The organism is Deinococcus aquiradiocola (genome assembly GCF_014646915.1).
Taxonomy (GTDB): domain Bacteria; phylum Deinococcota; class Deinococci; order Deinococcales; family Deinococcaceae; genus Deinococcus; species Deinococcus aquiradiocola.
The window spans coordinates 1-24,028 of record NZ_BMOE01000005.1; the positions used below are offsets into that span (position 1 = coordinate 1).

Genomic DNA, 24,028 nt, shown 5'->3' on the forward strand with positions numbered 1-24,028 from the left:
CAGGTGCTGGCGAAGCCCGGGAGCATCAAGCCGCACACGAAGTTCGAGGCGAGCGTGTACATCCTGTCGAAGGAAGAGGGTGGGCGTCACAGCGCGTTCTTCGGCGGGTACCGTCCTCAGTTCTACTTCCGGACGACGGACGTGACGGGCGTGGTGGAACTTCCGGAGGGCGTGGAGATGGTGATGCCCGGGGACAACATCACGTTCACGGTGGAACTGATCAAGCCCGTGGCGATGGAGGAGGGCCTGCGCTTCGCGATCCGCGAGGGCGGCCGGACCGTCGGCGCCGGCGTCGTCGCCAAGGTCACGGTCTAAACGACAGCTGTTCAGGAAGGGGGAGCGGCCACGGCCGCTCCCCCTTCTTCGTTCTGCCCGAACCGTCGTCACAGGGGCGCGAAGGGTGAGGACTGGCGGGCACTGAAGAGCCGCTCGTGGTACTGGCTGGCCTGACTGTCGGTCATGCCGCTCACGAAGTCGCACACGAGCCGGGCGCGTTCCGCCTCGCTTGCCGCGAGGTGCAGCTGCCTGCGCGTGTCGTCGGGCAGGATCGCGGCGCGGATGTCGTCGAGGTCGTGGCTGGCGGCGTCCATCAGCACGCCGAACAGGTCCGTGACGATCCGGACGGCCTGCCGGGCGTACACGCCGGTCCGCTGATCGCGCAGGATCAGTTCCTGCGTGATGCCTTTCAGCACGGCGCACTCCAGTTGCAGGGCGGACGGGGCGAGGAGCGTGAACGCGAAGGCGCTGCCGGGATCGTGGTGTGGGGCGGGCTTGATGCGGGTGGCGGTCACGAAGTGCCGCACGTAACCGCCCATCACTTCGCGCACGCGGGCCGTGCCGGGCGTGAGGCTGTACCCGTCGTCGAGGCGGCGCGTCAGGTCGCCGAGGACGGCCTGCACGGTCGCCTCGTCGAGGCTGCTTGCGCCGGGCAGGTGGGCGGCGCTGCGGCGCACGCGCTGCGTGACGCGCCACACGACTTCCGGCGTCACGAGCGAGCGGTGGTTCAGCAGCCGTGCCGACAGGCCGTCCTCCAGGTCGTGCAGGCTGTACGCGATGTCGTCTGCCCAGTCCATCACCTGGCAGATGATGCTGCGCGGGGGCGGGGTGTCGTTGACGGGTGTCCGGTCGGGCGTGCCCGGCTGGCCGTACAGCCAGCCCGCGTCGTCGTGGGCGTCGTCGGCGTACAGGGCGGGGTGGCCGTCCTTGCCGCCGGGGTACTTCAGGATGCCCTGCAGGGTGGCGCGCGTGACGTTCACGCCGGGGTGGCGGGTGGTGAGCGGTTCGAGGCGCGTCAGGATCCGGTACGTCTGCGCGTTGCCTTCGAAGCCCACGCCGAGCTCGGCGGCGTAGGGGGCCATGCAGGTGTTCAGGGCCTCCTCGCCGTTGTGCCCGAAGGGCGGGTGGCCGAGGTCGTGCGCGAGCGCGGCCGCCTCGGCGAGACTGCCGGGCAGGCCGTGGTTGCTGGCGATGGCGCGCGCGATCTGCGCGACCTCCATGGCGTGCGTGACGCGCGTGCGCAGGTACCCGCTCCACCCGGCCGCGAAGATCTGACTCTTGCCCTGCAGCCTGCGGAACGCGCCGCTGTGGATGATGCGCGCCCGGTCGCGTTCGTAAGGGTCGCGCAGGTCCCCTTCCGCGCCGCTGCTCTCGCTGGGGTACCGCCGGGCCGTGTGCAGGGGAGAGAACCAGTCGAAGGGAACGGCGCCTGTCATGGCAGCCAGGGTAGCAGCGGCGCGGAGGGACCGGTACGCTGGCGTCATGGCGAAAAGGATGCGGAACCTCAGCCCGAACCTCCAGGCGTTCATCGCCGCGCAGCCGATCTTCTTCGTGGGGACGGCCGCAGCGGACGGTCACGTCAACGTGTCGCCCAAGGGCATGGACAGCCTGCGGGTGCTGGGGCCGGACCGGGTGGCGTGGCTCAACGTGACCGGCAGCGGCAACGAGACGGCCGCGCACCTGCTGCGCTCGCCGCGCATGACCCTGATGTTCTGCGCCTTCGAGGGACCGCCGCTGATCCTGCGGCTGTACGGCGAGGCCCGCACGGTACAGCCGGGAGCCCCCGACTGGAGTGACCTGCTCTCCCTCTTCTCGCCGCTGCCTGGGGCCAGGCAGGTGTACGTGCTGGAGGTGGAACTCGTGCAGACCTCCTGCGGCATGGCGGTGCCGCTCATGGAGCACGTGGCCGACCGCAGCGACCTGAACGACTGGGCCACGGCGAAAACACCGGCGGAACTGAGCGCCTACCGGCAGGGGAAGAACCGCGTCAGCCTGGACGGCTGGCCGACGGCCCTCCCCGAACCCTGAGCCGGTGGGCAGCCGGGGCGGCGCCGCGAGCGGCAGAAGGCCAGGGTCCTCCCGGCGCGCCGAAAGTTGACCGCAGTCACCACGACTGGCATACTGTACAAGTTGCCCGCCGGAAGGTGGGCTTTTCACCAGCCTTCACGGCGCGGCCGGGCCTACCCGGCGTGACCGCTGCGGGACTGGGAGTCCGGGGGGCCTGCTGTGCGTTGCAGCGGGCGTCTGGACGAAAGGAGAACTTATGGCGAAGGACGGCCCACGTATCATCGTGAAGATGGAAAGCACCGCTGGAACGGGCTTCTACTACACCACCACCAAGAACCGCCGCAACACCCAGGCCAAGCTGGAGCTGCGCAAGTACGACCCGGTGGCCAAGAAGCACGTCGCCTTCAAGGAAAAGAAGATCTGATCCTGCCGCTGGCGTGACCTTCGCGCTGGCCTGAGCGGACAGAACTTCACCAGAGAGGCAACCATGAACGGCTTAGTTCAGTACTTCAAAGACGCCCGCGCCGAGCTGGGACGCGTCACCTGGCCCACCCGGGAGCAGATTCTCGAAGGCACCCAGGCGGTGCTGGTCTTCGTGATCGCGCTGTCCGTGGTGGTCTACCTCTACGACCTCATCTTCGACCAGTTCGTCAAGGTGGTGCTGCCGTGAGCATCGAATGGTACGCGGTGCACACCTACGTCGGCCAGGAGAAGATGGTCGAGAAGAACCTCAAGGAGCGCGCCTCCAAGATGGGCATGTGGTACACCAAGATCTATCAGGTGCTGCAGCCCAGCGAGACCGCCACCGAGCTTCAGGACGGCGGCAAGAAGGTCACGGTGGAGCGCCTGCTGTTCCCTGGGTACGTCTTCGTGCAGATGGACATCGAGGACGACGACGCGCCCGGCGAGCTGGGCGAGTCCTGGGAAGCCGTTCGCGGCACGCCCGGCGTGACCGGCTTCGTGGGCACCAGCACCCGCCCCGTCCCGCTCTCGCAGGACGAGGTGGACCGCCTGCTGCGCTCGGTGGGCGTCATGCAGGCCGCCGAGGTCGCTCCGGTCGCGCGCGTCAGCGTGAACTTCAAGGAAGGCGACCTCGTGCGCGTCACGGCCGGTCCCTTCGCGGACTTCAGCGGCGTGGTCAGCGAGGTCAACATCCCGCAGTCGAAGGTCAAGGTGCTCGTCAGCATCTTCGGCCGTGAGACGCCCGTCGAACTGGACTTCTCGCAGGTTCAGAAAGGCTGACGCCGCTCCGGGCCTCACGGTCCGGCACGTCCGCCTGAGCGGGCCGCGGGGCCGTTCGCGCCCCCTAGCCAAACGGCCCCACGGCCCCTACAATAGAAAAGTTGCCGCGTTCGCGGCGCTTAGCGACAGCACCCCGCCCACGCACGCTGTGCCCCGCACGCTGCGGGCAGGGGGAGCTAAGGAGGATCAATGAAGAAAGTCACTGGTATCGTGAAGCTGCAGCTTCCCGCAGGCAAGGCCACCCCGGCTCCCCCGGTCGGTCCGGCGCTCGGTCAGTACGGCGCGAACATCATGGAGTTCACCAAGGCGTTCAACGCCCTGACGGCCGACAAGGGTGACGCGATCATCCCGGTCGAGATCACCATATTCGCCGACCGCAGCTTCACCTTCATCACCAAGACCCCCCCCATGAGCTACCTGATCCGCAAGGCCAGTGGCATCGCCAAGGGCAGCCCGACCCCCCACAAGGCCAAGGTCGGCAGCCTGAACTGGGACCAGGTCCTGGAAATCGCCAAGACCAAGATGCCCGACCTCAACGCGGGCAGCCTGGAGGCCGCCGCGAACACGGTGGCCGGAACTGCCCGCAGCATGGGCGTCACCGTCACCGGAGGGCCCCAGTAATGGCTAAGCACGGCAAGCGCTACACCGCCCTGGTCGGCAAGGTCGACCGCAACAAGATGTACACCATCGATGAGGCCGCGGCCCTCGTGAAGGACATCGCCACCGCCAAGTTCGACGAGACCGTCGAAGTGCACTTCCGCCTCGGCATCGACCCCCGCAAGAGCGACCAGAACGTTCGCGGGACCGTCGCGCTGCCTCACGGCACCGGCCGCACCGTGCGCGTCGCCGTGATCGCCAAGGGCGAGAAGCTGCAGGAAGCCGAAGGGGCCGGCGCTGACGTGTACGGCGCCGAGGAACTCATCGACCGCATCGCGGGCGGCTTCATGGACTTCGACACCGTCGTCGCCACGCCCGACATGATGGCGCAGGTCGGCCAGAAGCTCGCGCGTCTCCTCGGGCCGCGCGGCCTGCTCCCCAACCCCAAGAGCGGCACCGTCGGTCTGGACGTCGCGGGCATCGTGAAGGGCCTCAAGGCCGGACGCATCGAGTTCCGCAACGACAAGACCGGTGTGGTCCACGCGCCCATCGGCAAGGCCTCCTTCGACCCGGCGAACCTCTCCGCGAACTACCAGGCGCTCATCACGGCCCTCGAAGCCGCGAAGCCCGGCAGTGCCAAGGGCGTCTACCTCAGGAGCGCCTTCCTGACGAGCACCATGGGGCCGAGCATTCCCCTGACGCTCGCCACCACGGCCTGATCCACCGTCCGGGCCTCCGGGTCCGGACCTGCCCCACGGCACCCCGGTGCGCTTGTGCACCTTTTCAATCGGCGAGTAGTTCGGCAACGAAGACAGCGGGAACCTCACGGTTTAAACCACCCATCCCGCCGAGCTGTCCAGCCTGAGCGCACTGAGTACCCACTCTGCACTGACTGTTTGGACAATCCATCAAGGAGGTTCACCTCATGGCGAACCCGCGTAACAAAACCACCCTGGCTGCGCTCGACAAGGGCCTGGAGAATATCGAGACGTTCTTCGTCGTCGATTACCAGGGCCTGACGGCCGGTCAGCTCAGCGCGCTGCGCAAGCAGATCCGCGAGAAGGGCGGCCAGCTCATCGTGGCCAAGAACACCCTGATCCGGCGCGCGCTGGGCGAGGGCCGCGACTTCAGCGACGCCCTCAAGGGACCGAGCGCCCTCGTGGTGGCCCAGGGCGACCTGGCCGCCGTGGCGAAGGTCCTCTCGGACGCCGCCAAGGCCAACGACAAGGGCATCCCGGCCATGAAGGCCGGCTACGTCGAAGGCAAGCGCGTCGACCTGAGCGTCGTCGAGCGCATCAGCAGCCTCGGGACCCGCGACCAGCTGTACGCCGAACTCGTCGGCGTGCTCGGCGCGCACCAGAGCAACTTCGTGGGCATCCTGGAAGCCTACAAGGCCAAGCTCGAAGAGACCGCCGCGGCCTGAACGGCGAGCGCTCACCACGCGTGAGCGGTCCCTTCACCTGAATTTCCCGAACCTCAATTCCGGACCCGCACGGGTTCACTGACAAGGAGTCCCACCATGGCTTTCAACAAAGAGCAGTTCCTCGAAGACCTCGCCACCATCAACCTCCTCGAACTGGCCGACCTGATCGACGCCATCAAGGAGAAGTTCAACGTCACGGCCGCCGTCGCCGTCGCCGGCCCCGCCGCTGCGGGCGCTGCCGCCGTTGAAGAGAAGACCGAGTTCGACGTCGTCCTCGTCGACGCGGGCGCCAGCAAGATCAACGTCATCAAGGAGCTCCGCGCCATCACCGGCCTGGGCCTCAAGGAAGCGAAGGACCTGTCCGAGAAGGGCGGCGCCATCAAGGAAGGCGTCAGCAAGGACGAGGCCGAGAAGGTCAAGGCCCAGCTGGAAGCCGCTGGCGCCAAGGTCGAACTGAAGTAATCCTGACGGCGTGACCCGTTCACGCCTCAGAAGTTCAGTACCGGGAGTGCAACCCCCCGACGCCCACGAGGTGTCGGGGGGTTCCTGTTGCCGCGCCTGGAAGCTGCGCCTGCGTGTGCCCGGTCGCTCTTCACGTGGCCTTGACAGAACGCGGGCTGACCATCATACTTGGGAATGGTCAGCCAAGATGGGCTGGCGTGGAACAGCCAGCGTTGAGACGAGTTTTTCTTTGATCTGGAGTGTAACACATTCTGCTTGACCGCCCCACAACCTGACGTGCAGTTCATGGAAGCAGAGGCCACCGCCCTGGTTCCACCTTCGTCTTGTTCGCGACTGGCCATGATGGGCCCGGAAGCCAATCTGGACGCTGGAATACCCCGGGGAAGCCGCCGCCAGGCCGCCCGACCCCCACAGCAAGTAGAGCAGCAGAACAAGAGAGGTGTGCATGAAACCACGTATCGAACGCTTCGGAGAGATCGCCGAAGTTATCCCGCTTCCTGACCTGACCGAGATTCAGGTCACGTCCTTCGACACCTTCCTGCAGGAAGGCACGCCCATCGACCGCCGCGACAACGCGGGCCTCGAAAGCGCCTTCCGCGAGATCTTCCCGATCGACGAGACCGAGAAGGGCCGCAGCACCGGCCTCGTGCTCGACTACCTCGAGTACCGCCTCGGCGAGCCCGAATACACCCCCGAAGAGTGCCGCGAGAAGGACCTCACCTACGACGCGCCCCTCTACGCCAAACTGCAGCTGATCCACAAGGACAGCGGCCTGATCAAGGAAGACCAGGTGTTCCTGGGCGACCTGCCGCTCATGACCAAGGACGGCAGCTTCGTCATCAACGGCGCGGACCGCGTGGTCATCTCCCAGATCCACCGCAGCCCCGGCGTGTACTTCACGAGCAGCTACAAGGGCGTGCGCAAGATGTACACGGCCGCCATCATCCCCATGCCCAAGCGCGGCCCGTGGATCGAGCTGGAACTGAACTCCGGCGTGCTGGAAATGAAGGTCAACAAGCGCAAGTTCCCGGTCAGCATGCTGCTGCGCGTCCTCGGCTACGACGACGCGAGCATCCGCGCGCTCCTCACCGAGTTCGACACCGAGACGGAACTCCCCGAGGACAAGACCGCAGGCATGGGACCCGACGAGGCCCTGCTGCGCCTCTTCACGGTCCTGCGTCCCGGCGACCCGCCCAAGCGCGACAAGGCCATCCAGTACCTCTTCGGTCTGCTCGCCGACCCCAAACGCTACGACCTCGGTGAACCCGGCCGCTTCAAGATGAACACGAAGCTCGGCACGACCCGCCAGGACCGCACCCTGCTGACCTTCCAGGACGGCAAGTTCGCGGACGCGGGCCTGATCGACACCATCCGCTACCTGCTCGCGCTCATCCAGGGCCTCGACACCCTGAACGTGCAGAACGTGGACGAGGACGGCGTCATCACCGACACCTCCGTCCCCGTCGCGGAAGACGACATCGACCACCTCGGCAACCGCCGCGTGCGCACCGTGGGCGAACTGCTCGCCGACCAGCTGCGCGTGGGCCTGGGCCGCATGGCGCGCGGTGTCCGTGAACGCATGCTGCTCGGCAACCCCGACGCCGCCACCCCCACCAAGCTCGTGAACAACCGCCCCATCGTGGCGGCCATGCGCGAATTCTTCGGGCGCAGCCAGCTCTCGCAGTTCAAGGACCAGACCAACCCCCTCTCGGACCTGCGCCACAAGCGCCGCATCTCCGCGCTCGGGCCGGGCGGTCTGACCCGCGAACGCGCCGGCTTCGACGTGCGCGACGTGCACCGCACGCACTACGGCCGCATCTGCCCGATCGAGACGCCCGAAGGCGCCAACATCGGCCTGATCAGCAGTCTGTCCAGCTACGCCAAGGTCAACCCGCTCGGCTTCATCATGGCGCCCTACCGCCGGGTCGAGGGCGGCAAGGTCAGCGACGACGTCGTGTACATGACGGCCGACATCGAGGACCGCTACGCGATCGCGCAGGCGAACAGCCTCCTGAACGACGACGGCACCTTCGCCGACGAACGCGTCCTCGCCCGCCGCAAGGGCGACCCGACCTACCACGAGCCCACCGACGTGGACTACATGGACGTCTCGCCCAAGCAGATCGTCTCGATCAACACCTCCCTGATCCCCTTCCTGGAGCACGACGACGCCAACCGCGCCCTCATGGGATCCAACATGCAGTCGCAGGCCGTGCCGCTCGTGCGCGCCGAGAGCCCCGCCGTGGGCACCGGCGTCGAGGAGCGCGTCATCACCGACTCCGGCACCAGCGTCGTCAGCGACGTCACGGGCCGCGTCAGCTACGTGGACGCCCGCGCCATCCAGATCACCCTCACCGAGGACGCGCCGCACGCCGGCATGGTGACCGGCAACGTCCGCACCTTCGACCTCGTGCGCTTCACGCGCAGCAACCAGGGCACCAACCTCGACCAGCACCCCATCGTGGAGTACGGCGAGGAAGTCAAGCGCGGCCAGGTCATCGCGGACGGCCCCGCCAGCGACCTCGGACGCCTCGCGCTCGGCCAGAACATCACCATCGCGATCATGCCCTTCGACGGCTTCAACTTCGAGGACGCGATCTGCATCAGCGACGGCCTGATCCGCAAGGACTTCTACACCAGCATCCACATCGAGAAAGACGAGGTGGAGGCCCGCGATACCAAACTCGGACCGGAGAAGATCACCCGCGACATCCCCGGCCTCTCGGAAGCCGCCCTGCGCGACCTCGACGAGGACGGCATCATCCGCGTCGGCGCGGAAGTCAAACCCGGCGACATCCTCGTCGGCAAGACCAGCTTCAAGGGCGAGAGCGAACCCACTCCCGAAGAGCGGTTGCTGCGCAGCATCTTCGGTGAGAAGGCCCGCGAAGTGAAGGACACCTCGCTGCGCGTGCAGTCCGGTCAGGGCGGCATCGTCGTCAAGACCGTGCGCTTCCGCCGCGGCGACGAGGGCGTGGACCTCAAGCCCGGCGTGCGCGAGATGGTGCGCGTGTACGTCGCCCAGAAACGCCAGATGCAGGTGGGCGACAAGGTCGCGAACCGCCACGGCAATAAGGGCGTCGTCTCCAAGATCCTCCCGCCCGAAGACATGCCCTACCTGGAAGACGGCACCCCCGTCGACCTCGTGTTCAACCCGCTCGGCGTCCCGTCCCGCATGAACCTCGGCCAGATCCTCGAAACGCACCTCGGTGAAGTGGCCCGCCTGACCGGCCAGAAGTTCGTGACCCCGGTCTTCGACTCCGTCACCGAGGCGACCATCAAGGAAATGCTCGAAGTCGCCGCCGCCGAACGCCTCCAGGCGCGCAAGGACGACGGCTACGAGATCGACAAGCGCGAACAGGAAGTGCTGGAACGCGCAGGCAAGACCGGCGTCGTCGCCGACCCCAAGGGCGACTACGAGACCGCCCAGATGAGCCTCGCCCGCACCGGCAAGAGCATCCTGTACGACGGACGCAGCGGCGAACCCATCAGCGGCCCCGTCGTGGTCGGCACCATGTACGTCATGAAGCTGTACCACATGGTGGAAGACAAGCTGCACGCCCGCAGCACCGGCCCGTACAGCCTCATCACCCAGCAGCCGCTCGGTGGTAAGGCGCAGTTCGGCGGACAGCGCTTCGGCGAGATGGAAGTGTGGGCGCTCGAAGCGTACGGCGCCGCGCACGTCCTGCAGGAAATGCTGACCATCAAGTCCGACGACATCGACGGCCGCGACGCCGCCTACCAGGGCATCGTCAAGGGCGACGAGGTGGCCGCCAGCACCATCCCCGAGTCCTTCAAGGTGCTCGTCAAGGAACTCCACTCGCTGGGCCTGGACGTGGAAGTGCTCGACCAGGGCGACAAGGCCGTGGACATCTTCGAAGGCATGATGCCCAAGCGCTGACCCCGGCACGCGGGCGACGCCTCCCGGCGCCGCCCCACCCCGGTCTGAACTGATTTTTCGCCTCCCACCAAGGAGTAACCGCTTTGAAAGATTTCGCCAAAGTCCGTATCGCCATCGCCAGCCCCGCCCGCATCCGCGAGTGGAGCTACGGTGAGGTCGAGAAGCCGGAAACCATCAACTACCGCACCCTGAAGCCCGAGCGCGAGGGCCTCTTCGACGAGCGCATCTTCGGGCCGACCAAGGACTACGAGTGCGCCTGCGGCAAGTACAAGCGCCAGCGCTACGAAGGCAAGGTCTGCGAACGCTGCGGCGTCGAAGTGACGAGCAGCAAGGTCCGCCGCTACCGCATGGGTCACATCGACCTCGCGACGCCCGCCGCGCACATCTGGTACGTCAAGGACACGCCCAGCAAGATCGGTACGCTCCTCGACCTGTCGGCCGCGCAGCTGGAGAAGGTGCTGTACTTCAGCAGCTTCCTCGTCACGCAGCCCCAGAACGCCCAGAAGGAAGGCCGCCCCCTCAAGCGCGGCGAACTGCTGAGCGACGAGGAGTACCGCGAACTCCGGTACGGCCGCCAGGAAACGTACGCCCTGACCGGCGGCGTGGACGCCAGCATCCGTGACGGCGAGTACGTCACGCGCGGCCAGAACCTCGGCGGGACCACCGTCAGCAAGATGGACGGCCTCGCGCAGTACCGCTTCCCGCGCCGCGCCGAACTCGCGTACCGCGAGGAGCGCAGCGCCACCCTGCCCGTCCCCAGCGAGATGCTGGTCGAGCAGGACAGCTTCCGCGCGGGCGACATCCTCGCCGAGCTGGAAGAGAACGTCAACATCGTCTCGCCCGACAGCGGCCTCGTCTTCATCCACGAACTCGGTGAGGACAGCGTCCTGATCGAGATCCGCGAGAACGAGGACAGCGCCGTCCTCAGCAACGTGTACGTCCCGCACGGCATGGAAGTCATGGTCGCGCCCGGCGAACGCGTCGAGACCGGCACCCTGCTCGCCCAGGCGGCCAGCGGCGCGCGCCTGCGCGTCAGCCGCAGCAGCAGCCTCTCGGCCGTGACCTTCCCCAAGAAGAAGGGCAGCGTCACCCTGACCGCCCACTGGGAACGCGTCGCCGAGTACCCCATCAACCCCACCATGCACGTCCTGGTCGGCGACGGCAGCGAGGTCCGCAAGGGCCAGCGCGTCGTGGGCGCCATCGACAAGGACGAGGAGATCGTCGCGGAAGCGGACGGTGTGCTCAGCCTGCACGCGCCCGCCAGCATCATCGTCAGCAAGGCCAAGGTCTACCCGTACCAGGACGAGCCGCTCGTCGTGAACGGCGACCGCGTCGAACCCGGTGACGAACTCGCCGACAGCGGTGCGCTCCGCAGCGAGATCTCCGGCCGCATCGAACTCGACCTCGTGCGCAAGCAGGTCCGCGTCATCGAGAGCTACGACTTCGAAGCGAAGATGGGCGCCGAGGCCATCAAGGAACTGCTCGACGAGCTCGACCTGAACTCGCTCGAAGCGGAACTGAACGAGCAGATGAAGGACTCCAGCCGCCACAAGCGCGCCAAGGCCCGCAAGCGCCTCGAAGTCACGCGCAGCTTCCTGCGCAGCGGCAACGAACCCAGCTGGATGATCCTGAACACCGTGCCGGTCATGCCGCCGGACCTGCGCCCCATGGTGCAGGTGGAAGGTGGCCGCTTCGCCACCAGCGACCTGAACGACCTGTACCGCCGCCTCATCAACCGCAACAACCGCCTCAAGAAGCTGATCGGTCAGGGCGCGCCCGACATGATCATCCGCAACGAGAAGCGCATGCTGCAGGAAGCCGTCGATGCCCTCATCGACAACGGCCGCCGCGGCAGCCCCGTCACCAACCCCGGCAGCGACCGCGCTCTGCGCTCGCTCACCGACCTGCTCGGCGGCAAGCAGGGACGCTTCCGTCAGAACCTGCTCGGCAAACGCGTGGACTACTCCGGCCGCTCGGTCATCGTGGTCGGCCCGCAGCTCAAGCTGCACCAGTGCGGTGTGCCCAAGCGCATGGCGCTCGAACTCTTCAAGCCCTTCCTGTTCAAGGTGCTCGAAGAGAAGGGCGAAGTCACGAACATCAAGCAGGCCCGCAAGATGCTCGAACGCTACCGCGACACCAAGGACAGCGTCTGGGACGCCCTCGAAGAGGTCATCGAGGACAAGGTCGTGCTGCTCAACCGCGCGCCCACCCTGCACCGCCTCGGCATTCAGGCCTTCGAGCCGATCCTCGTCGAAGGTCAGAGCATCCAGCTGCACCCGCTCGTCTGTGAAGCCTTCAACGCCGACTTCGACGGCGACCAGATGGCCATCCACGTCCCGCTGAGCGCGCAGGCGCAGGCCGAGGCGCGCATCCAGATGCTCGCCGCGCACAACCTGCTGTCCCCCGCCAACGGCGAGCCGAGCGTGAAGCCCAGCCGAGACATGATCCTCGGCATCTTCACCCTCACCCAGCTCAGGCGCGACAACCTCGGCGCGGGCACCGAGTACACCAGCGCCCAGGACGTCCTCGACGCGCAGGACGCCGGCCAGCTCACCCTCAACAGCCCCGTCATGCTGAACGGCGAGGAGACCAGCCCCGGCCGCCTCCGCTACACCTTCAGCAGCCCCGACGAAGCCATCCTCGCGGTCGAGCGCGCCACCATCGACTACCAGGACCACGTCCGCATCCGCCTGAACGGCACGGTGCACGAGACCTCCGCCGGACGCGTGCTGTTCCGCCGCCTCGTGATGGAGGCCCTGAACGAGGGCCAGCAGCACCTCGTGGACAGCCTCGTGAACCTTCAGACCGCCTACGAGAAGGACACCCTCAAGGACCTGATCATGGCCTGCTTCAAGCAGCTCGGCATCGAAGCGACCGCCAAGCTCCTCGACGCCCTGAAGGACAGCGGCTTCAAGCTCTCCACCACCTCCGGCATCACCATCGGCATCGACGACATCGTGATCCCGCCCGCCAAGGCCGGCATCCTTGCCGGTGCGGACCTGAAGCTCAAGGAGATCGAGCAGAGCTTCGATTTCGGCTTCATGACCGAAGAGGAACGCTACAAGCAGGTCGTGCAGCTCTGGAACGACACCACCGACAGCGTCAAGAACGAGGTCTTCAAGAACTTCGAGAAGAACTACCCCTTCAACCCGCTGTGGATCATGAGCCAGTCCGGCGCCCGTGGTAACCCCCAGCAGATCCGTCAGCTGGCCGGCATGCGCGGCCTGATGGCCCGACCCGACGGCAGCACCATCGAAGTGCCGATCAAGGCCTCGTTCCGCGAGGGCCTGACCGTGGCCGAGTACTTCATCAGCACGCACGGCGCACGTAAGGGCGGCGCCGACACCGCGCTCCGCACCGCCGACTCCGGCTACCTCACCCGTAAGCTGGTGGACGTGGCGCACGAAGTCGTCGTCCGCGACGTGGACTGCGGCACCACCGACTACAGCATCGTGCCGCTCGGCGCGACCGACGAACGCAACGGCGAGTGGCGCACCCGCAAGGCCAGCGAGATCGAGACCAGCATCTACGGCCGGACCCTGACGGCACCCGTCGAAGTGGACGGCCACGTCATCCCCGAAGACACCATGCTGAGCCTCGAAGACGTCAAGCTCATCACCAAGCACGCCAAGACGGTCGGCGAGGTCTTCGTGCGTACCCCCTTCACCTGCAAGGTCAAGGCGGGCGTCTGCCAGAAGTGCTACGGCTACGACCTCTCGCAGGCGAAGCCCGTCAGCATGGGCGAAGCGGTCGGCGTGGTCGCCGCGGAATCCATCGGCGAGCCCGGCACGCAGCTCACCATGCGCACCTTCCACACCGGCGGTGTGGCGGGCGGCAGCGGCGGCGACATCACCATGGGTCTGCCCCGTGTGATCGAACTGTTCGAGGCCCGCAAGCCCAAGACGCAGGCCGTCGTCGCCGACCGTGACGGCGTGGTCCGCATCGAGGAAGAGGAAGAGCGTTACCTCGTCAAGATCGAGGCGGACGACGACGCCTTCAGCAGCAAGACCGCCACCAAGGTCAGCAAGGCCCTGCGCATGATCGTGCGCGACGGCGACCGCGTCGAAGCGGGCCAGCCGCTCACGCGCGGCGCCGTCAACCCGCACGACCTGCTCACCTACAAGGACACCGAAGCCGCCCAGCACTACCTGGTGGAAGAAGTGCAGCGCGTGTACCGCAGCCAGGGCGTGAAGGTCCACGACAAGCACATCGAGGTCATCGTGCGTCAGATGCTCCGCTACGTGGAGATCACCGACGGCGGCGACACCGACATGCTCGAAGGCCAGACCCTGGAACGCTGGGACGTCGAGGAAGCCAACGAGGCCCTGCAGGAAGGCCAGACGCCCGCCAGCTGGAAGCCCGTGCTGCTCGGCATCACCAAGAGCAGCCTGACCACCAAGAGCTGGCTCTCGGCCGCGTCCTTCCAGCACACCACGCACGTCCTCACGGAAGCCAGCATGAAGGGCCAGGTGGACGAACTGATCGGCCTGAAGGAAAACGTCATCCTCGGCAAGCTCATCCCCGCCGGCACCGGCCTCATCTCGGTCCGTGCCATGCAGGTCGGCGACGAGCGCACCCTGGAGAAGTACGGCGACCTGACCGGCGACACCGTCCCGAACCTCCCCCGCACCGAAACCCCCCGCCCCGTCCAGCCCGGCGCGACCGACTGAGCTGAAGCGAACCCAAGCGAGCCCCCACCCGGAAACGGGTGGGGGTTTCGTCATGCCGCTCCCTGCGGCGCTCCCGGCAAATGCTCTACCCTGTCCGCATGACCGACTGGCGTCCTCCGCTTCCCTCCGAGTCGCCACCCCCCGCCCCGGCCCCGACGGAAGGACGGCCGCGCGCGCTCGACGGGAACCGGGCGGCCCTGCTGCTGCTGGTCACGCAGAACGTGGTGACCGGCCTGCTGGTGGCCGCTGCGAAACTGCCGCTGGGCCTGTCGCTGGGCCTGTCGTTCGTGGCCACGGCGCTGCTGGCCCTGATCTTCATGCGCCCGGCCCTGACGCGGCTGGTGCAGGACTCGCGCTGGAAGACCCCGCCCGCCATCTGGACGGCGCTGGGCGCGCTGACGCTGGGCGTGATCGCGTCGCGCGGCATGCTGGTGTTCGTGCAGAGCGTCTACCCGCAGGGCCTGAGCGACATCAACCAGTTCGGCACGACCGGCTGGGACCGCTTCGCGCTGCTGCTGGCGGGCGGCCTGCTGATCCCCCTCGCGGAGGAGGTGGCCTTCCGGGGCCTGCTGATGCGCGGCTACGAGCGGGCACGCGGTCCACTGTTCGCGGCCCTGACCAGCAGCCTGCTGTTCGGGCTGGCCCACGGCGTTCCAGCGCAGATCGCGGCGATCCTGCCGATCGCGTGGGTGCTGGCGCGCGCCGTGCAGCACAGCGGCAGCTTCTGGACCGGCGTGATCATGCATGCCTGCAACAACTTCTTCTCGCTGCTGCTGGCCCTGCTGCTGAGCGGCACCAGCCTGATGGACCGGGCGCAGGAACAGCTCAGGAACCTCAAGGCCATCCCGGTCCAGCTGGGACTCGCGGGCCTGCTGGTGGCCGGCGTGTGCATGTTCGTGGCGACCGCGTGGCTGCAGCCGCGCAACGACACGCCCGCCCCGGTGGGTGGGGCGGTGGTCAGCGGCAGTCTGGTGGTGCTGCTGGTCCTGATCGTGGTGGTGATCGCAGGTCCGTTCCTGCCGCTCGCCGGGTGGGTGGCGGGCGTCCGCGCCGCCCTGGGCGGCTGAGCGGGCGAGAGGTGCCTGGGCTGGCCGGACACGCTACCCTGAACGTCATGACCCTGCTCGAACTGATCCGACGTCCTCACGCGTTCTACGAGGCGCTCAAGACCCTGCCGCCCGTCCCCTGGCGGTACGCGTGGCTGCCCGCCCTGGCCGGGCTGGCGAGCGGCGTGAGCGGCGCGCTGCTGTCCCGCGCGGTGCTGGACTCGCAGGCCGTCACGCGCAGCGCGCTCCCGGTGGCGTTCCTGTGGGGCGTCACGATCTTCAGCAGCGTCTTCCTGTCGATGCTGACGTGGCTGGTGCTGTGGGGCATGGGGCACCTCGGCGCCGGGAAGGACGCCCGCAGCGGCGAGGTGTACGGCACGTCGTTCCTCGCGCCGCTGCTGTGGTCGGTGGTGCTGGCCGTCCTCGCGCTGCTGGTGCCGCCGCAGGTGAACGTCGCTGCGCCCAACCTGACGGGCCTGACGGGGCAGGCGTTCCTGACGGCCGTGCAGAAGTACACGGGCGCCGTGATGGCGCAGTACTCGCAGTCGCCGGTCGTGAAGTTCAGCAGCGTCATGGGGTACGCCATCTACCTCGTGCAGTTCTGGCTGGCGTTCATCGGCCTGCAGGTCATGACGGGCGACCGGCGCCTCGCGTGGCGCGGCGTGCTGTACCCCGGCGTGCTGTTCCTGGCGCTGGGCGTGGCGGCGATCCTGGTGAGCAGCGTGGCCGCCACCCTGCTCGGCGGGCTCGCCTGACGGCCTGAGCGCACGGCAGAGGGGGACCGGCGCACTTGCCCGGTCCCCCTCCTGCGTTGACGGTGCAGTCCGGACGGACGCCGTTTCACTCCACCCGTGCGCGCTCCAGGGCCGCGTTCAGGCCGTCCCGGAAGCCCTGGGCGGCCTGTACGGCGGCGCTCAGGTCCAGCCCGTCGGCGTACTGAATGCCCCGGCTGGCGCTGACCACGGCGCCCGTCCCGTCCGGCAGGAACGCTCCGGCGAGGTCGTCCGGGCGGGCGCCCTGCGCGCCCAGGCCCGGCAGCAGCAGGGGCGCGTGCGGCATCCGGCGGCGCCAGTCGGCCAGTTCCTGCGGGTGGGTCGCCCCGACCACCGCGCCCACGCTGCTCAGGCCCTTGCCTTCCTCTCGTCCCAGCCGGGTCAGTTCGTCTGCGACGCGTTCGCTGACGCCGCCGCCCTGCAGGTCGGCCTGTCCGGGGTTGCTGGTCTTGACGAGCACGAAGAGCGCCCCGCCGTTCTCGTGGGCCACGTCCACGAAGGGCTGCAGCGTCTCGAAGCCCAGGAAGGGGTTGACGGTCAGGGCGCTGCCCGCGTGCCGTCCCGCCAGCCACGCCTGCGCGTACGCGGCGGCGGTGCTGCCGATGTCGCCGCGCTTGGCGTCGAGGATCACGGGCAGGCCCAGGGCGCGGGCCGCCGCGCAGACCTCTTCCAGCAGCTCCATGCCCTGCAGGCCGAGCGCCTCGTAGAAGGCCAGCTGCGGCTTGACGCAGGCCACCAGTTCCGCGCAGCGGTGCAGCACCTCCAGGGTGTGCGTCCGCAGCTCGGTGTGGCTGCCGTAGGCGTCCTGGCGTGGGTCCAGGCCCAGGCACAGGCGGGTGTTCAGGGCCAGCGTGCGGGCCGTGAGGCGTTCGGTGAAGGTGGGCACAGTCATCCCCTCAGTGTACGGTCGCGGCCGGGCCGGGCCTTCAGCCTGCCTGCACGGCGGACTGTTCTGCGGCGAGCACGTCCCAGCGCAGCCGTCCGGCCCGCCACGCGAAGACCGCCATCTTGACGCATTCCTCGATCACACGTGCCAGGAACACGCCCGTCACGCCGAGCGGCGTGTAGAGGCCCAGCAGCACGGCGAGCGGCAGGCCCACCACGAACGCGCCGATCACGTCGCCCATGATGACGCCGCCCGTGTCGTTGCCGCTCGGGAGGATGCCCGCCCCGACGATCATGTTGCGGACCTTGACGACCTGAAAGGCCGCGTTGATGAGGATGCCGATGGCCGCGAGGTGCTGCACGTCCGCGCCTGCCCTGCCGAACAGCACGCCGAGCAGGAGGGCACTCAGCGCGAACAGCAGGCCGAAGGCCGCGCCCGTCTGCAGGCCCGTCCGCAGCAGGCGCTGTACCCACGACACGGCGCCCGGCGCGTCGCCTCGCCCGAGGGCGCGGCCCACCAGCGCCGTCGTGGCGCTCATGAGGCCCAGGCTGCCCACGATGAACACGCCCTCCAGGGTGTTCACGATCTGCGCGGCGGCGAGCGCCTCGTCGCCCAGCCGCTGGAAGACCACGTTGTACAGGAAGGTCCCGCCGCTCCACGCGAGTTCCGTGATGCCGAGCGGCACGGCCAGCACGAACAGCGGCCCCAGCACCGCGCGCCACTGCGCCGCGTGACGCGGCAGCGCCCACGTGGCGAGGCGTCCCCGGCTGTACAGCTGCGCGAGCAGGATCGCGGTCTTCAGGACGGCCGTGACGAGGGTCGCCCAGCCCGCACCGGCCACGCCCAGGCGCGGGAGTGGCCCCACACCGAACACGAGCGCGTACCCGAGCAGGGTGTTCAGCACGACCGTCACGAAGGTCGCGACCATCGGGCTGCGCGCGTGCCCGAGGGAACGCATCACGCCGCTCAGGACCGCGCCCAGCACGGCCGGGACGAGCGCCAGGGACGTGAGGCGCAGGTACGTGCTTCCGGCCGCCGCGACGCCGTCCGACGCGCCCGTGAGGTGCAGCAGCTGCGGCGCGAACAGCACGAGCGGCACGGACACGATGGCCGTCAGGACCGACGCGAGCAGCAGGGCCGCGCCGACCGAGGTGTTCATGTCGCTGCGGCGTCCCGCGCCGGACGCGCGCGCGACGAGGATGCTGACGCTCGACCCGAGCGCCCCGAGCGTCACGATCACGATGAAGGTCAGGCTGCTCGCGAAGCCCACCGCCGCGATGGCGGTCGCGCCGAGCGCGCCGACCACCACCTGGTTCACGAAGTTCAGGACGAGCATCAGCGTGAACTCCAGGCTGACGGGCACGGCGATCCGGGCGATCTCACGGCCGGGCGAGGGGGGCGGCGGGGTGGGCGTGCGGGCAGGGGAGACGGCAGACATACCCCCTGACTGTAACGGTTCAGAAAGCTTGAACCGTGACCGGCACGTCACGCTAGGCCAGAGTGCCTACCCGCCCGCCGCGCCTCACTTCTCCCAGGGCCACGCGCCGGGCGCGGCCGCCAGGCCCACCGCCGACGGCCCCGTGTGCACCGCCAGCACCGGGTTCACCTCCGTGAACGCCGACCACACCACCGGGTGACGGCCGCGCAGCAGTTCCAGCACCACCTGCGCGCTGTCCTGCACCTCGCCGTACAGCATCCCCACCCGCAGGGGCGTGCCCTCCCCGAAGCGCGCCGTCACCTGATTCGCCAGGGCCTCCAGCGCCCCCTTCCACGAGCGGGCGCGGCCCACGTTGGTGTACGCGCCTGTCGCGCGGTCCACCGTCACGACCGGCTTGAGGTTCAGCAGGCCGCCCAGCGTCGCCGCGACCCGCCCGATCCGCCCGCCGCGCTTCAGGTACTCCAGCGTCTCGATCGTGAAGTACAGTTCCGTCTGCTCCGCCACCAGCCGCATCCACTCCAGCGCCGTCTGCACGTCGTGCCCCGCCGCGCGCGCCGTCATGGCCGCATGCACCTGGAAGGCCTGCGCGGCACTCAGGGTCCGACTGTCGTGAATGGTCATCGGGTGCCCCGGCTCCAGTGCCCGCGCCTGCTCGGCCGCGTTGCGGCTCCCCGAAAGCCCGCTGGAGATCGTGACGGCCAGCAGCGGCCGCACGGCCCGCTCCATCAGTTCCGCGTACGCCTGCGGGGTCGGCTGCGACGTCGTCGGGTGCGGCGCGCCCGCCCGCAGCCGCCCGAAGAACGCGGCGCGGTCCAGCTGCGACGCGAGCAGCGACTCCGTCCCGAAGTTGATGGAGAACGGCGCGACCGGCACGGCGTTCAGCAGTTCACGGTAGGCGTCCAGCCCCCCGTCCGCGATCACGTCGAATTGAGGCTCAGCAGGTTGTGACATACGGAATTCTGACACACCCGCCCACCCGCGCGCCGGGACGCCCGCCCGCTCACCTCACGGCCCGCCCCGCTGCAGCTGGCGTCAGGACAGTTCGACGCCGTTCAGGGCCTCCAGCAGCCGCACCGCCTCGGTGTGGTCCACGTCGCTGCCGATCATCTGCTGCGCGGCCCGCAGCATCATGGCCGTCTGCGCGATGAGCGGCGCGCTGCCCTGCACCTCCTGCACGTTCTCCAGCGCGATCCCGGCGTCCTTCGCGAGCAGGCCCAGCTTGAACATCGGCGAGAACTGCCGCGTGAACACCTGCTGCGCCACCTTGTTCTGACTGGAGAAACTGCTGCCGCTGCTCGCGTTCAGCACCGTCAGCGCCGGGGCGAGATCCACGCCCTGCTTCTTCAGGGACGCCAGGCCCTCCGCGACCGACAGCAGATGCAGGCCCATCAGGACGTTGTTCACGGCCTTCACCGCGAACCCGCTCCCCACCGGACCCACCCGCAGGACCGTCCCGCCGAAACTGTCCAGCAGCGCCCGCACCCGCCCGAACACCGCCTCGTCGCCGCCCACCATCACGGCCAGCGTGCCCGCCCGCGCGCCCGCCGGGCCGCCCGACACGGGCGCGTCCACGAACGCCACCCCCACCTCCGCCAGCCGCGCCGCCTGCTCACGCGCCGCCGCCGGACGACCGCTGGTGCAGTCCACCCACACCGCGCCGCGCCGCAGGAACGGCAGCATCTGCCCGATGCACGCGTCCACCTCCGCGCTCGTCGGCAGGCAGCTGAAGATCACGTCCGCGCCCGCCGCGTCCTCCAGCGCCGCCGCCGTACTCCCGAACTCCGCCGCGTGCGCCTCCGCGCGGCTGAACGTCCGGTTCCACACGCGGGTCGGCACAGTGCGTGCCACGTGCGCCGCCATCGGCACCCCCATCGCCCCCAGACCCAGGAACGCGGCAGAAGCAGGCTGACTCGGGGCGGACTGTGCAGGACTCGTCATGACGGCCAGCCTAACGCACGCGCGCCGGGACAACCGGCGGGAACGGTACACTGCCCGCATGGCCCCCAGCAGCGAAGCCTTCTCCGGCCTGAGCGTCCTCTCGGCCATGATCACGCCCGCCGTCCTCATCAGCGCGTGCGGCGCCCTGATCCTCAGCACCAGCAACCGCCTGGGCCGCACCACCGACCGCGTCCGCACCATGACGCGCCGCTTCAAGGAACTCGTCAGCACCGAAGGCCAGCAGGAAGCGCTCGCCCGCGAGGAGAAACTGATGATCCTCGCGCAGCTCCCCAAACTCACGCGCCGCGTTCGCCTCATCCAGCGCAGCCTCACCGCCTTCTACGCCTCGGTCGGCCTGTTCGTCATGACGAGCGTCGTCACGGGCGGCAGCGCCCTGATCGGCGTGGACCTGCGCGTACTGCCCGTCGTGCTCGCCATTCTCGGCGCGGCCTTCCTGCTGTACGCCAGCCTGCAGCTCACGGTCGAAGCGCAGCTCAGCTACCAGACCACCCGCGAGGAAATGCGCTTCCTGGAAGGCCTCGGGCAGCACTACGTCGGCCTGCACACCCCCGACGACAACCCCTGACGCACCGGCACGGCACCCGCCAGGCAGAGACGGAAGCGGGCCGCGCCTCCATGGGGCGCGGCCCGCTCCTGCTGCGGCCGTTACTCGATGCTGCCGACCTTGTACTTGACCTGCTTGCCGTTGTCGAGGTTCACCACGAAGGTCTCGCCGGACCTGCGCCCGATGAGCTGCAGGCCGACGGGGCTGTCGTCGCTGATGCGCGGCAGGCTGCCGCCCAGCACGCCCGCCTCGGGTGCGCTCACGACCTGCACCTTCATGTCCTTCTTGGTGGTCTCGTTGGACAGGACCACCACGGACCCCAGGCCCACGCGGCCCTCGCTCGCGCGGCCCTCGATGAGCTGCGCGCGCAGCAGGGTGTCCTCGAGTTCGTCGATGCGCGCCTCGATGTTCATCTTCTCGCGCTTGGCGTCTTCCAGGCCGGTGTCCTCGGCGTCGGTGGAGGTCTCCATCTGTTCCTGCAGGACGCGCGTGGCTTCCTCCAGACGGACTTTTTCCGTGTCGAGGGTCGCCTGAAGCCGTTCAAAACCCTCACGGGTCAGTTTGATCTCTTTTGCCATGCCGCCTCCGTTGGGGGTTCTGCCTGACTGATCTCAGAAGCTAGGGGTACCAGAAATGAACGCAGGCATTCTGTCATAAAGGCGGGGGGGCGTCTACGACAAATTCCCGCTGCGTATAGGCAGTGCTTCACGCGGCCTGCGCGGCGGTGACGCGCCGCACGCGCGACGCGAAGAACAGCAGCAGCGCCGCGATCACGAACACCGTGCCCGGCACGCTCGCCGGACCGAAGCGCGGCAGCAGCACGCCCGTCACGGCGGGCAGCACCGCGCCGCCCACGCTGCCGAGCGTCAGCATGTACGGCGCGAGGTGCGCGGGTTGACGGCGCGTGAACCACGCGAGCTGCGTGGAGAAGATCGGCGCGATGCAGAAGCCCGCCACGATCAGGCCGAGCGGCGCCAACGTCAGGCCGCGCAGCATCAGCAGGCACCCCAGCATCGCGCCGGTCGCCGCGAAGGTCAGCACCTGCATGGGGCGCACCCGGTTTCCGAGCGCGGCGGACGCGAATCGCCCGGCCGTCAGGGCCAGCCAGTAGAAGCTCGTCTGCAGCGCCGCCTGACCCGACCCGAGCCGCGTGAGGTACGTGGTCGCCCAGTTGCCGAGGCCCGCCTCAATGCCCACGTACAGGAAGAAACAGCACCCGAACAGCGCCAGCGTCGGCAGGTGCGCCACGGCCGGGCGCGCGTCCGGAGCGGCGGGCACCGGCACGTCCGGCTCCGCCACTCCCGCCTGCCCCTCCGGGCGCGGCCACAGGAGCCGCACGCCGAGCGCCAGCGCGGCCGCCATGACCGCCATCAGCAGGAACGGCGGCCGGTGCGACGCCTGCCCCAGCAGCGTCACCAGGGTCGGGGACACCACCGACCCCACCCCGAACAGGCCGTTCACGAGGTTCGACGGTCCCGGCCCCAGCTCCGCGAACGCCATGTTGAAACCCGCCGACAGCATCCCGTACCCCAGCCCGCTCACCGCCGCGCCCGCCAGCACCAGCCCCCACGCGGGCGACAGCGCCACGCCCAGCAGGCCCGCCAGCAGCAGCAGCGCCGCCACCGTCAGCCCGGAACGCAGGCTCAGGCGCGTGAGAAGCGCGCCCAGCAGCAGCGTCCCCACCGCCGACCCCGCGAAATGCAGGCTGGCGATCAGGCCGACCGCGGTGGGCGACTGCAGGAACTCCCGGCCCAGGTTCGGGTAAGCCGGACCGTAACCCGCCTGCACCAGACCGAACAGCAGGAACGACAGGAACCCCAGGGCATACAGGATCAACCGGGGACGCGTCACGGGGAGGAGGCTAGCATGCCCTCCGCACGGCCGTCCCGTCACTCCTGCACAGGCGCCGCGGCGCGCGCGTGATCAGAGGGTGCAGCGCACGTCCTGACCGAAGTACTTCAGGCTGAGCTTCCGGTACGTGCCGTCCGTCATGAGGGACTTCAGGGCCTGATCGACGCCCGCGATGACTTCCTTGTTGTCGTTCTGCGTGACGACCAGATCGATGTCCTGCGACCACAGCAGCGGCCCCACCTGAATGCGGTTCCCGCCGGTCTTCATCAGCATACGCAGCGCGTCGTAGCGGTCCGTGACGAGCGCGTCGATGTTGCCGGACAGGAACCCCACGAGCGCCTGCGTGTCGTCCGCGAACACGCTGATCTTCTTGTCGAACGGCAGGTTCCGCACATAGTAGTAGTACGCGCTGCCCGTCACGACCGCCACGCGTTTCCCTTTCAGGTCCTCCTCGTGCAGCGGACCGCCGGGCCGTGACAGGATCACGCCGCCGTCGCAGGCGAGCGGCCGACTGAGATTCACGCCGCCCAGCGGGCGCGGCAGCTGCGTGTCCACGACCGCGTCGAACTTCCCGGCCTGCAGGCCCTGCACGAGCGCGGCAGGCGTCGCCACGCGCGTCCACGAGGTGCGGTTCACCTTCAGCTGAAGGGCGATCAGGCCGAGCAGGTCGGTCACGAAGCCGCGCACGTCGCCCGGCTCTCCGGACAGCAGCGGTTCCTTCGGCGTGGCGAACCCGAAACGGAACGTGCCCGACGACTGCAGGCTGCCCAGATCGGCGGCCTGCGTGCACGGACCGGCCGTCAGTGCGGCGAGCAGCGCCGCGCAGGCCAGGGAGCGCACGCGGTGTGAAGACGGACGTGCAGGCAGAAAGGAGCGGGGGTGGGCCATCGGGAGATCCTCCAGGGGGGCGGCAGGTGCGGCGCGGGCAGGGTGGACGGGGGAGGGCGGCAGGCACG

At 68.7% G+C, this 24,028-nt stretch carries 22 protein-coding genes; 14 read left to right on the top strand and 8 right to left on the bottom strand.

The annotated features are described in order from the left end of the window. A partial coding sequence (locus IEY33_RS08740) for an EF-Tu C-terminal domain-related protein (protein WP_505691149.1) occupies positions 1–315 on the top strand: 315 nt, incomplete at its 5' end. Positions 316–383: 68 nt separating this feature from the next. Here IEY33_RS08740 and IEY33_RS08745 read toward each other — a convergent pair. Continuing rightward, complete coding sequence (locus IEY33_RS08745) at positions 384–1,712, bottom strand: deoxyguanosinetriphosphate triphosphohydrolase family protein (RefSeq protein ID WP_188962445.1); 1,329 nt, start codon at positions 1,710–1,712, stop codon at positions 384–386. Positions 1,713–1,758: 46 nt separating this feature from the next. Between IEY33_RS08745 and IEY33_RS08750 the strand changes: the two genes are divergently transcribed. The 12 genes from IEY33_RS08750 to IEY33_RS08805 all read left to right on the top strand — a co-directional run bounded on the left by IEY33_RS08750 (position 1,759) and on the right by IEY33_RS08805 (position 16,376). After that, entirely contained in the window at positions 1,759–2,304 is a 546-nt protein-coding gene (locus IEY33_RS08750) for a pyridoxamine 5'-phosphate oxidase family protein (protein ID WP_188962446.1), read from the top strand. 235 nt (positions 2,305–2,539) lie between these two features. Beyond that, a complete protein-coding gene (gene rpmG, locus IEY33_RS08755) occupies positions 2,540–2,707 on the top strand; it encodes a 50S ribosomal protein L33 (RefSeq protein WP_188962447.1) in 168 nt (55 codons plus the stop codon). A 63-nt stretch (positions 2,708–2,770) separates the two neighbouring features. Beyond that, entirely contained in the window at positions 2,771–2,953 is a 183-nt protein-coding gene (secE, locus tag IEY33_RS08760) for a preprotein translocase subunit SecE (RefSeq protein WP_188962449.1), read from the top strand. Continuing rightward, a complete protein-coding gene (nusG, locus tag IEY33_RS08765; RefSeq protein ID WP_188962452.1) occupies positions 2,950–3,525 on the top strand; it encodes a transcription termination/antitermination protein NusG in 576 nt (191 codons plus the stop codon). The genes secE and nusG overlap by 4 nt, the downstream gene beginning before the upstream one ends. Positions 3,526–3,714: 189 nt before the next feature. After that, positions 3,715–4,146 (top strand): 50S ribosomal protein L11, encoded by a 432-nt coding sequence (gene rplK, locus IEY33_RS08770; RefSeq protein WP_188962455.1) that lies wholly within the window; start codon positions 3,715–3,717, stop codon positions 4,144–4,146. Beyond that, complete coding sequence (rplA, locus tag IEY33_RS08775) at positions 4,146–4,841, top strand: 50S ribosomal protein L1 (protein ID WP_188962458.1); 696 nt, start codon at positions 4,146–4,148, stop codon at positions 4,839–4,841. Before rplK ends, rplA begins: the two co-directional genes overlap by 1 nt. Before the next feature lie 206 nt (positions 4,842–5,047). Further along, a complete protein-coding gene (rplJ, locus tag IEY33_RS08780; protein ID WP_188962460.1) occupies positions 5,048–5,545 on the top strand; it encodes a 50S ribosomal protein L10 in 498 nt (165 codons plus the stop codon). A gap of 96 nt (positions 5,546–5,641) precedes the next feature. Beyond that, positions 5,642–6,007: a 50S ribosomal protein L7/L12 gene (rplL, locus tag IEY33_RS08785; RefSeq protein WP_188962463.1), complete on the top strand. Its 366-nt coding sequence runs from the start codon at positions 5,642–5,644 to the stop codon at positions 6,005–6,007. Between the two features lie 445 nt (positions 6,008–6,452). Then, positions 6,453–9,905, top strand: coding sequence for a DNA-directed RNA polymerase subunit beta (gene rpoB, locus IEY33_RS08790; RefSeq protein WP_188962465.1), 3,453 nt, complete (start codon positions 6,453–6,455; stop codon positions 9,903–9,905). 83 nt (positions 9,906–9,988) lie between these two features. Continuing rightward, positions 9,989–14,575 (top strand): DNA-directed RNA polymerase subunit beta', encoded by a 4,587-nt coding sequence (gene rpoC, locus IEY33_RS08795; protein WP_188962468.1) that lies wholly within the window; start codon positions 9,989–9,991, stop codon positions 14,573–14,575. Between the two features lie 98 nt (positions 14,576–14,673). Next, a complete protein-coding gene (locus IEY33_RS08800; RefSeq protein WP_188962471.1) occupies positions 14,674–15,642 on the top strand; it encodes a CPBP family intramembrane glutamic endopeptidase in 969 nt (322 codons plus the stop codon). Between the two features lie 47 nt (positions 15,643–15,689). Then, positions 15,690–16,376 (top strand): hypothetical protein, encoded by a 687-nt coding sequence (locus IEY33_RS08805; protein ID WP_188962474.1) that lies wholly within the window; start codon positions 15,690–15,692, stop codon positions 16,374–16,376. A gap of 85 nt (positions 16,377–16,461) precedes the next feature. Here IEY33_RS08805 and pyrF read toward each other — a convergent pair whose 3' ends face one another. The 4 genes from pyrF to IEY33_RS08825 form a co-directional block, all read right to left on the bottom strand. Further along, the gene (gene pyrF, locus IEY33_RS08810) at positions 16,462–17,286 is read right to left on the bottom strand and encodes an orotidine-5'-phosphate decarboxylase (protein ID WP_188962476.1); all 825 of its coding nucleotides are present in this window, start codon (positions 17,284–17,286) and stop codon (positions 16,462–16,464) included. 34 nt (positions 17,287–17,320) lie between these two features. Next, entirely contained in the window at positions 17,321–18,718 is a 1,398-nt protein-coding gene (locus IEY33_RS08815) for an MATE family efflux transporter (RefSeq protein WP_188962479.1), read from the bottom strand. Positions 18,719–18,802: 84 nt separating this feature from the next. Next, complete coding sequence (locus IEY33_RS08820; RefSeq protein WP_188962481.1) at positions 18,803–19,669, bottom strand: DegV family protein; 867 nt, start codon at positions 19,667–19,669, stop codon at positions 18,803–18,805. Between the two features lie 81 nt (positions 19,670–19,750). Further along, a complete protein-coding gene (locus IEY33_RS08825) occupies positions 19,751–20,656 on the bottom strand; it encodes an NAD(P)-dependent oxidoreductase (RefSeq protein ID WP_188962483.1) in 906 nt (301 codons plus the stop codon). On the opposite strand from IEY33_RS08825, the gene IEY33_RS08830 reads away from it, so the two are divergent. After that, positions 20,655–21,242: a DUF2721 domain-containing protein gene (locus IEY33_RS08830; RefSeq protein ID WP_229670887.1), complete on the top strand. Its 588-nt coding sequence runs from the start codon at positions 20,655–20,657 to the stop codon at positions 21,240–21,242. The genes IEY33_RS08825 and IEY33_RS08830 overlap by 2 nt on opposite strands. Positions 21,243–21,322: 80 nt before the next feature. Here IEY33_RS08830 and IEY33_RS08835 read toward each other — a convergent pair whose 3' ends face one another. The 3 genes from IEY33_RS08835 to IEY33_RS08845 form a co-directional block, all read right to left on the bottom strand. Continuing rightward, on the bottom strand, positions 21,323–21,799 hold the full coding sequence (locus IEY33_RS08835; protein WP_188962486.1) for a GreA/GreB family elongation factor: 477 nt from the start codon (positions 21,797–21,799) through the stop codon (positions 21,323–21,325). Positions 21,800–21,926: 127 nt separating this feature from the next. Next, on the bottom strand, positions 21,927–23,072 hold the full coding sequence (locus IEY33_RS08840; RefSeq protein WP_188962488.1) for an MFS transporter: 1,146 nt from the start codon (positions 23,070–23,072) through the stop codon (positions 21,927–21,929). A 72-nt stretch (positions 23,073–23,144) separates the two neighbouring features. Beyond that, positions 23,145–23,912 carry a substrate-binding periplasmic protein gene (locus IEY33_RS08845; RefSeq protein ID WP_188962491.1) on the bottom strand — a complete coding sequence of 256 codons (768 nt, stop codon included), beginning with the start codon at positions 23,910–23,912 and terminating at the stop codon, positions 23,145–23,147. Positions 23,913–24,028 lie beyond the last annotated feature (116 nt).

Excerpts from the sequence above, each read along its gene's own strand:
- IEY33_RS08745 (WP_188962445.1), bottom strand. The coding sequence starts at position 1,712 with ATGACAGGCGCCGTTCCCTTCGACTGGTTCTCTCCCCTGCACACGGCC.
- rplA (WP_188962458.1), top strand. The coding sequence starts at position 4,146 with ATGGCTAAGCACGGCAAGCGCTACACCGCCCTGGTCGGCAAGGTCGAC.
- rpmG (WP_188962447.1), top strand. The coding sequence starts at position 2,540 with ATGGCGAAGGACGGCCCACGTATCATCGTGAAGATGGAAAGCACCGCT.
- rpoB (WP_188962465.1), top strand. The coding sequence starts at position 6,453 with ATGAAACCACGTATCGAACGCTTCGGAGAGATCGCCGAAGTTATCCCG.
- IEY33_RS08750 (WP_188962446.1), top strand. The coding sequence starts at position 1,759 with ATGGCGAAAAGGATGCGGAACCTCAGCCCGAACCTCCAGGCGTTCATC.
- IEY33_RS08825 (WP_188962483.1), bottom strand. The coding sequence starts at position 20,656 with ATGACGAGTCCTGCACAGTCCGCCCCGAGTCAGCCTGCTTCTGCCGCG.
- IEY33_RS08815 (WP_188962479.1), bottom strand. The coding sequence starts at position 18,718 with ATGTCTGCCGTCTCCCCTGCCCGCACGCCCACCCCGCCGCCCCCCTCG.
- secE (WP_188962449.1), top strand. The coding sequence starts at position 2,771 with ATGAACGGCTTAGTTCAGTACTTCAAAGACGCCCGCGCCGAGCTGGGA.
- IEY33_RS08805 (WP_188962474.1), top strand. The coding sequence starts at position 15,690 with ATGACCCTGCTCGAACTGATCCGACGTCCTCACGCGTTCTACGAGGCG.
- IEY33_RS08820 (WP_188962481.1), bottom strand. The coding sequence starts at position 19,669 with ATGTCACAACCTGCTGAGCCTCAATTCGACGTGATCGCGGACGGGGGG.
- rplJ (WP_188962460.1), top strand. The coding sequence starts at position 5,048 with ATGGCGAACCCGCGTAACAAAACCACCCTGGCTGCGCTCGACAAGGGC.
- pyrF (WP_188962476.1), bottom strand. The coding sequence starts at position 17,286 with ATGACTGTGCCCACCTTCACCGAACGCCTCACGGCCCGCACGCTGGCC.
- IEY33_RS08835 (WP_188962486.1), bottom strand. The coding sequence starts at position 21,799 with ATGGCAAAAGAGATCAAACTGACCCGTGAGGGTTTTGAACGGCTTCAG.
- IEY33_RS08800 (WP_188962471.1), top strand. The coding sequence starts at position 14,674 with ATGACCGACTGGCGTCCTCCGCTTCCCTCCGAGTCGCCACCCCCCGCC.
- rplK (WP_188962455.1), top strand. The coding sequence starts at position 3,715 with ATGAAGAAAGTCACTGGTATCGTGAAGCTGCAGCTTCCCGCAGGCAAG.
- IEY33_RS08830 (WP_229670887.1), top strand. The coding sequence starts at position 20,655 with ATGACGGCCAGCCTAACGCACGCGCGCCGGGACAACCGGCGGGAACGG.
- rplL (WP_188962463.1), top strand. The coding sequence starts at position 5,642 with ATGGCTTTCAACAAAGAGCAGTTCCTCGAAGACCTCGCCACCATCAAC.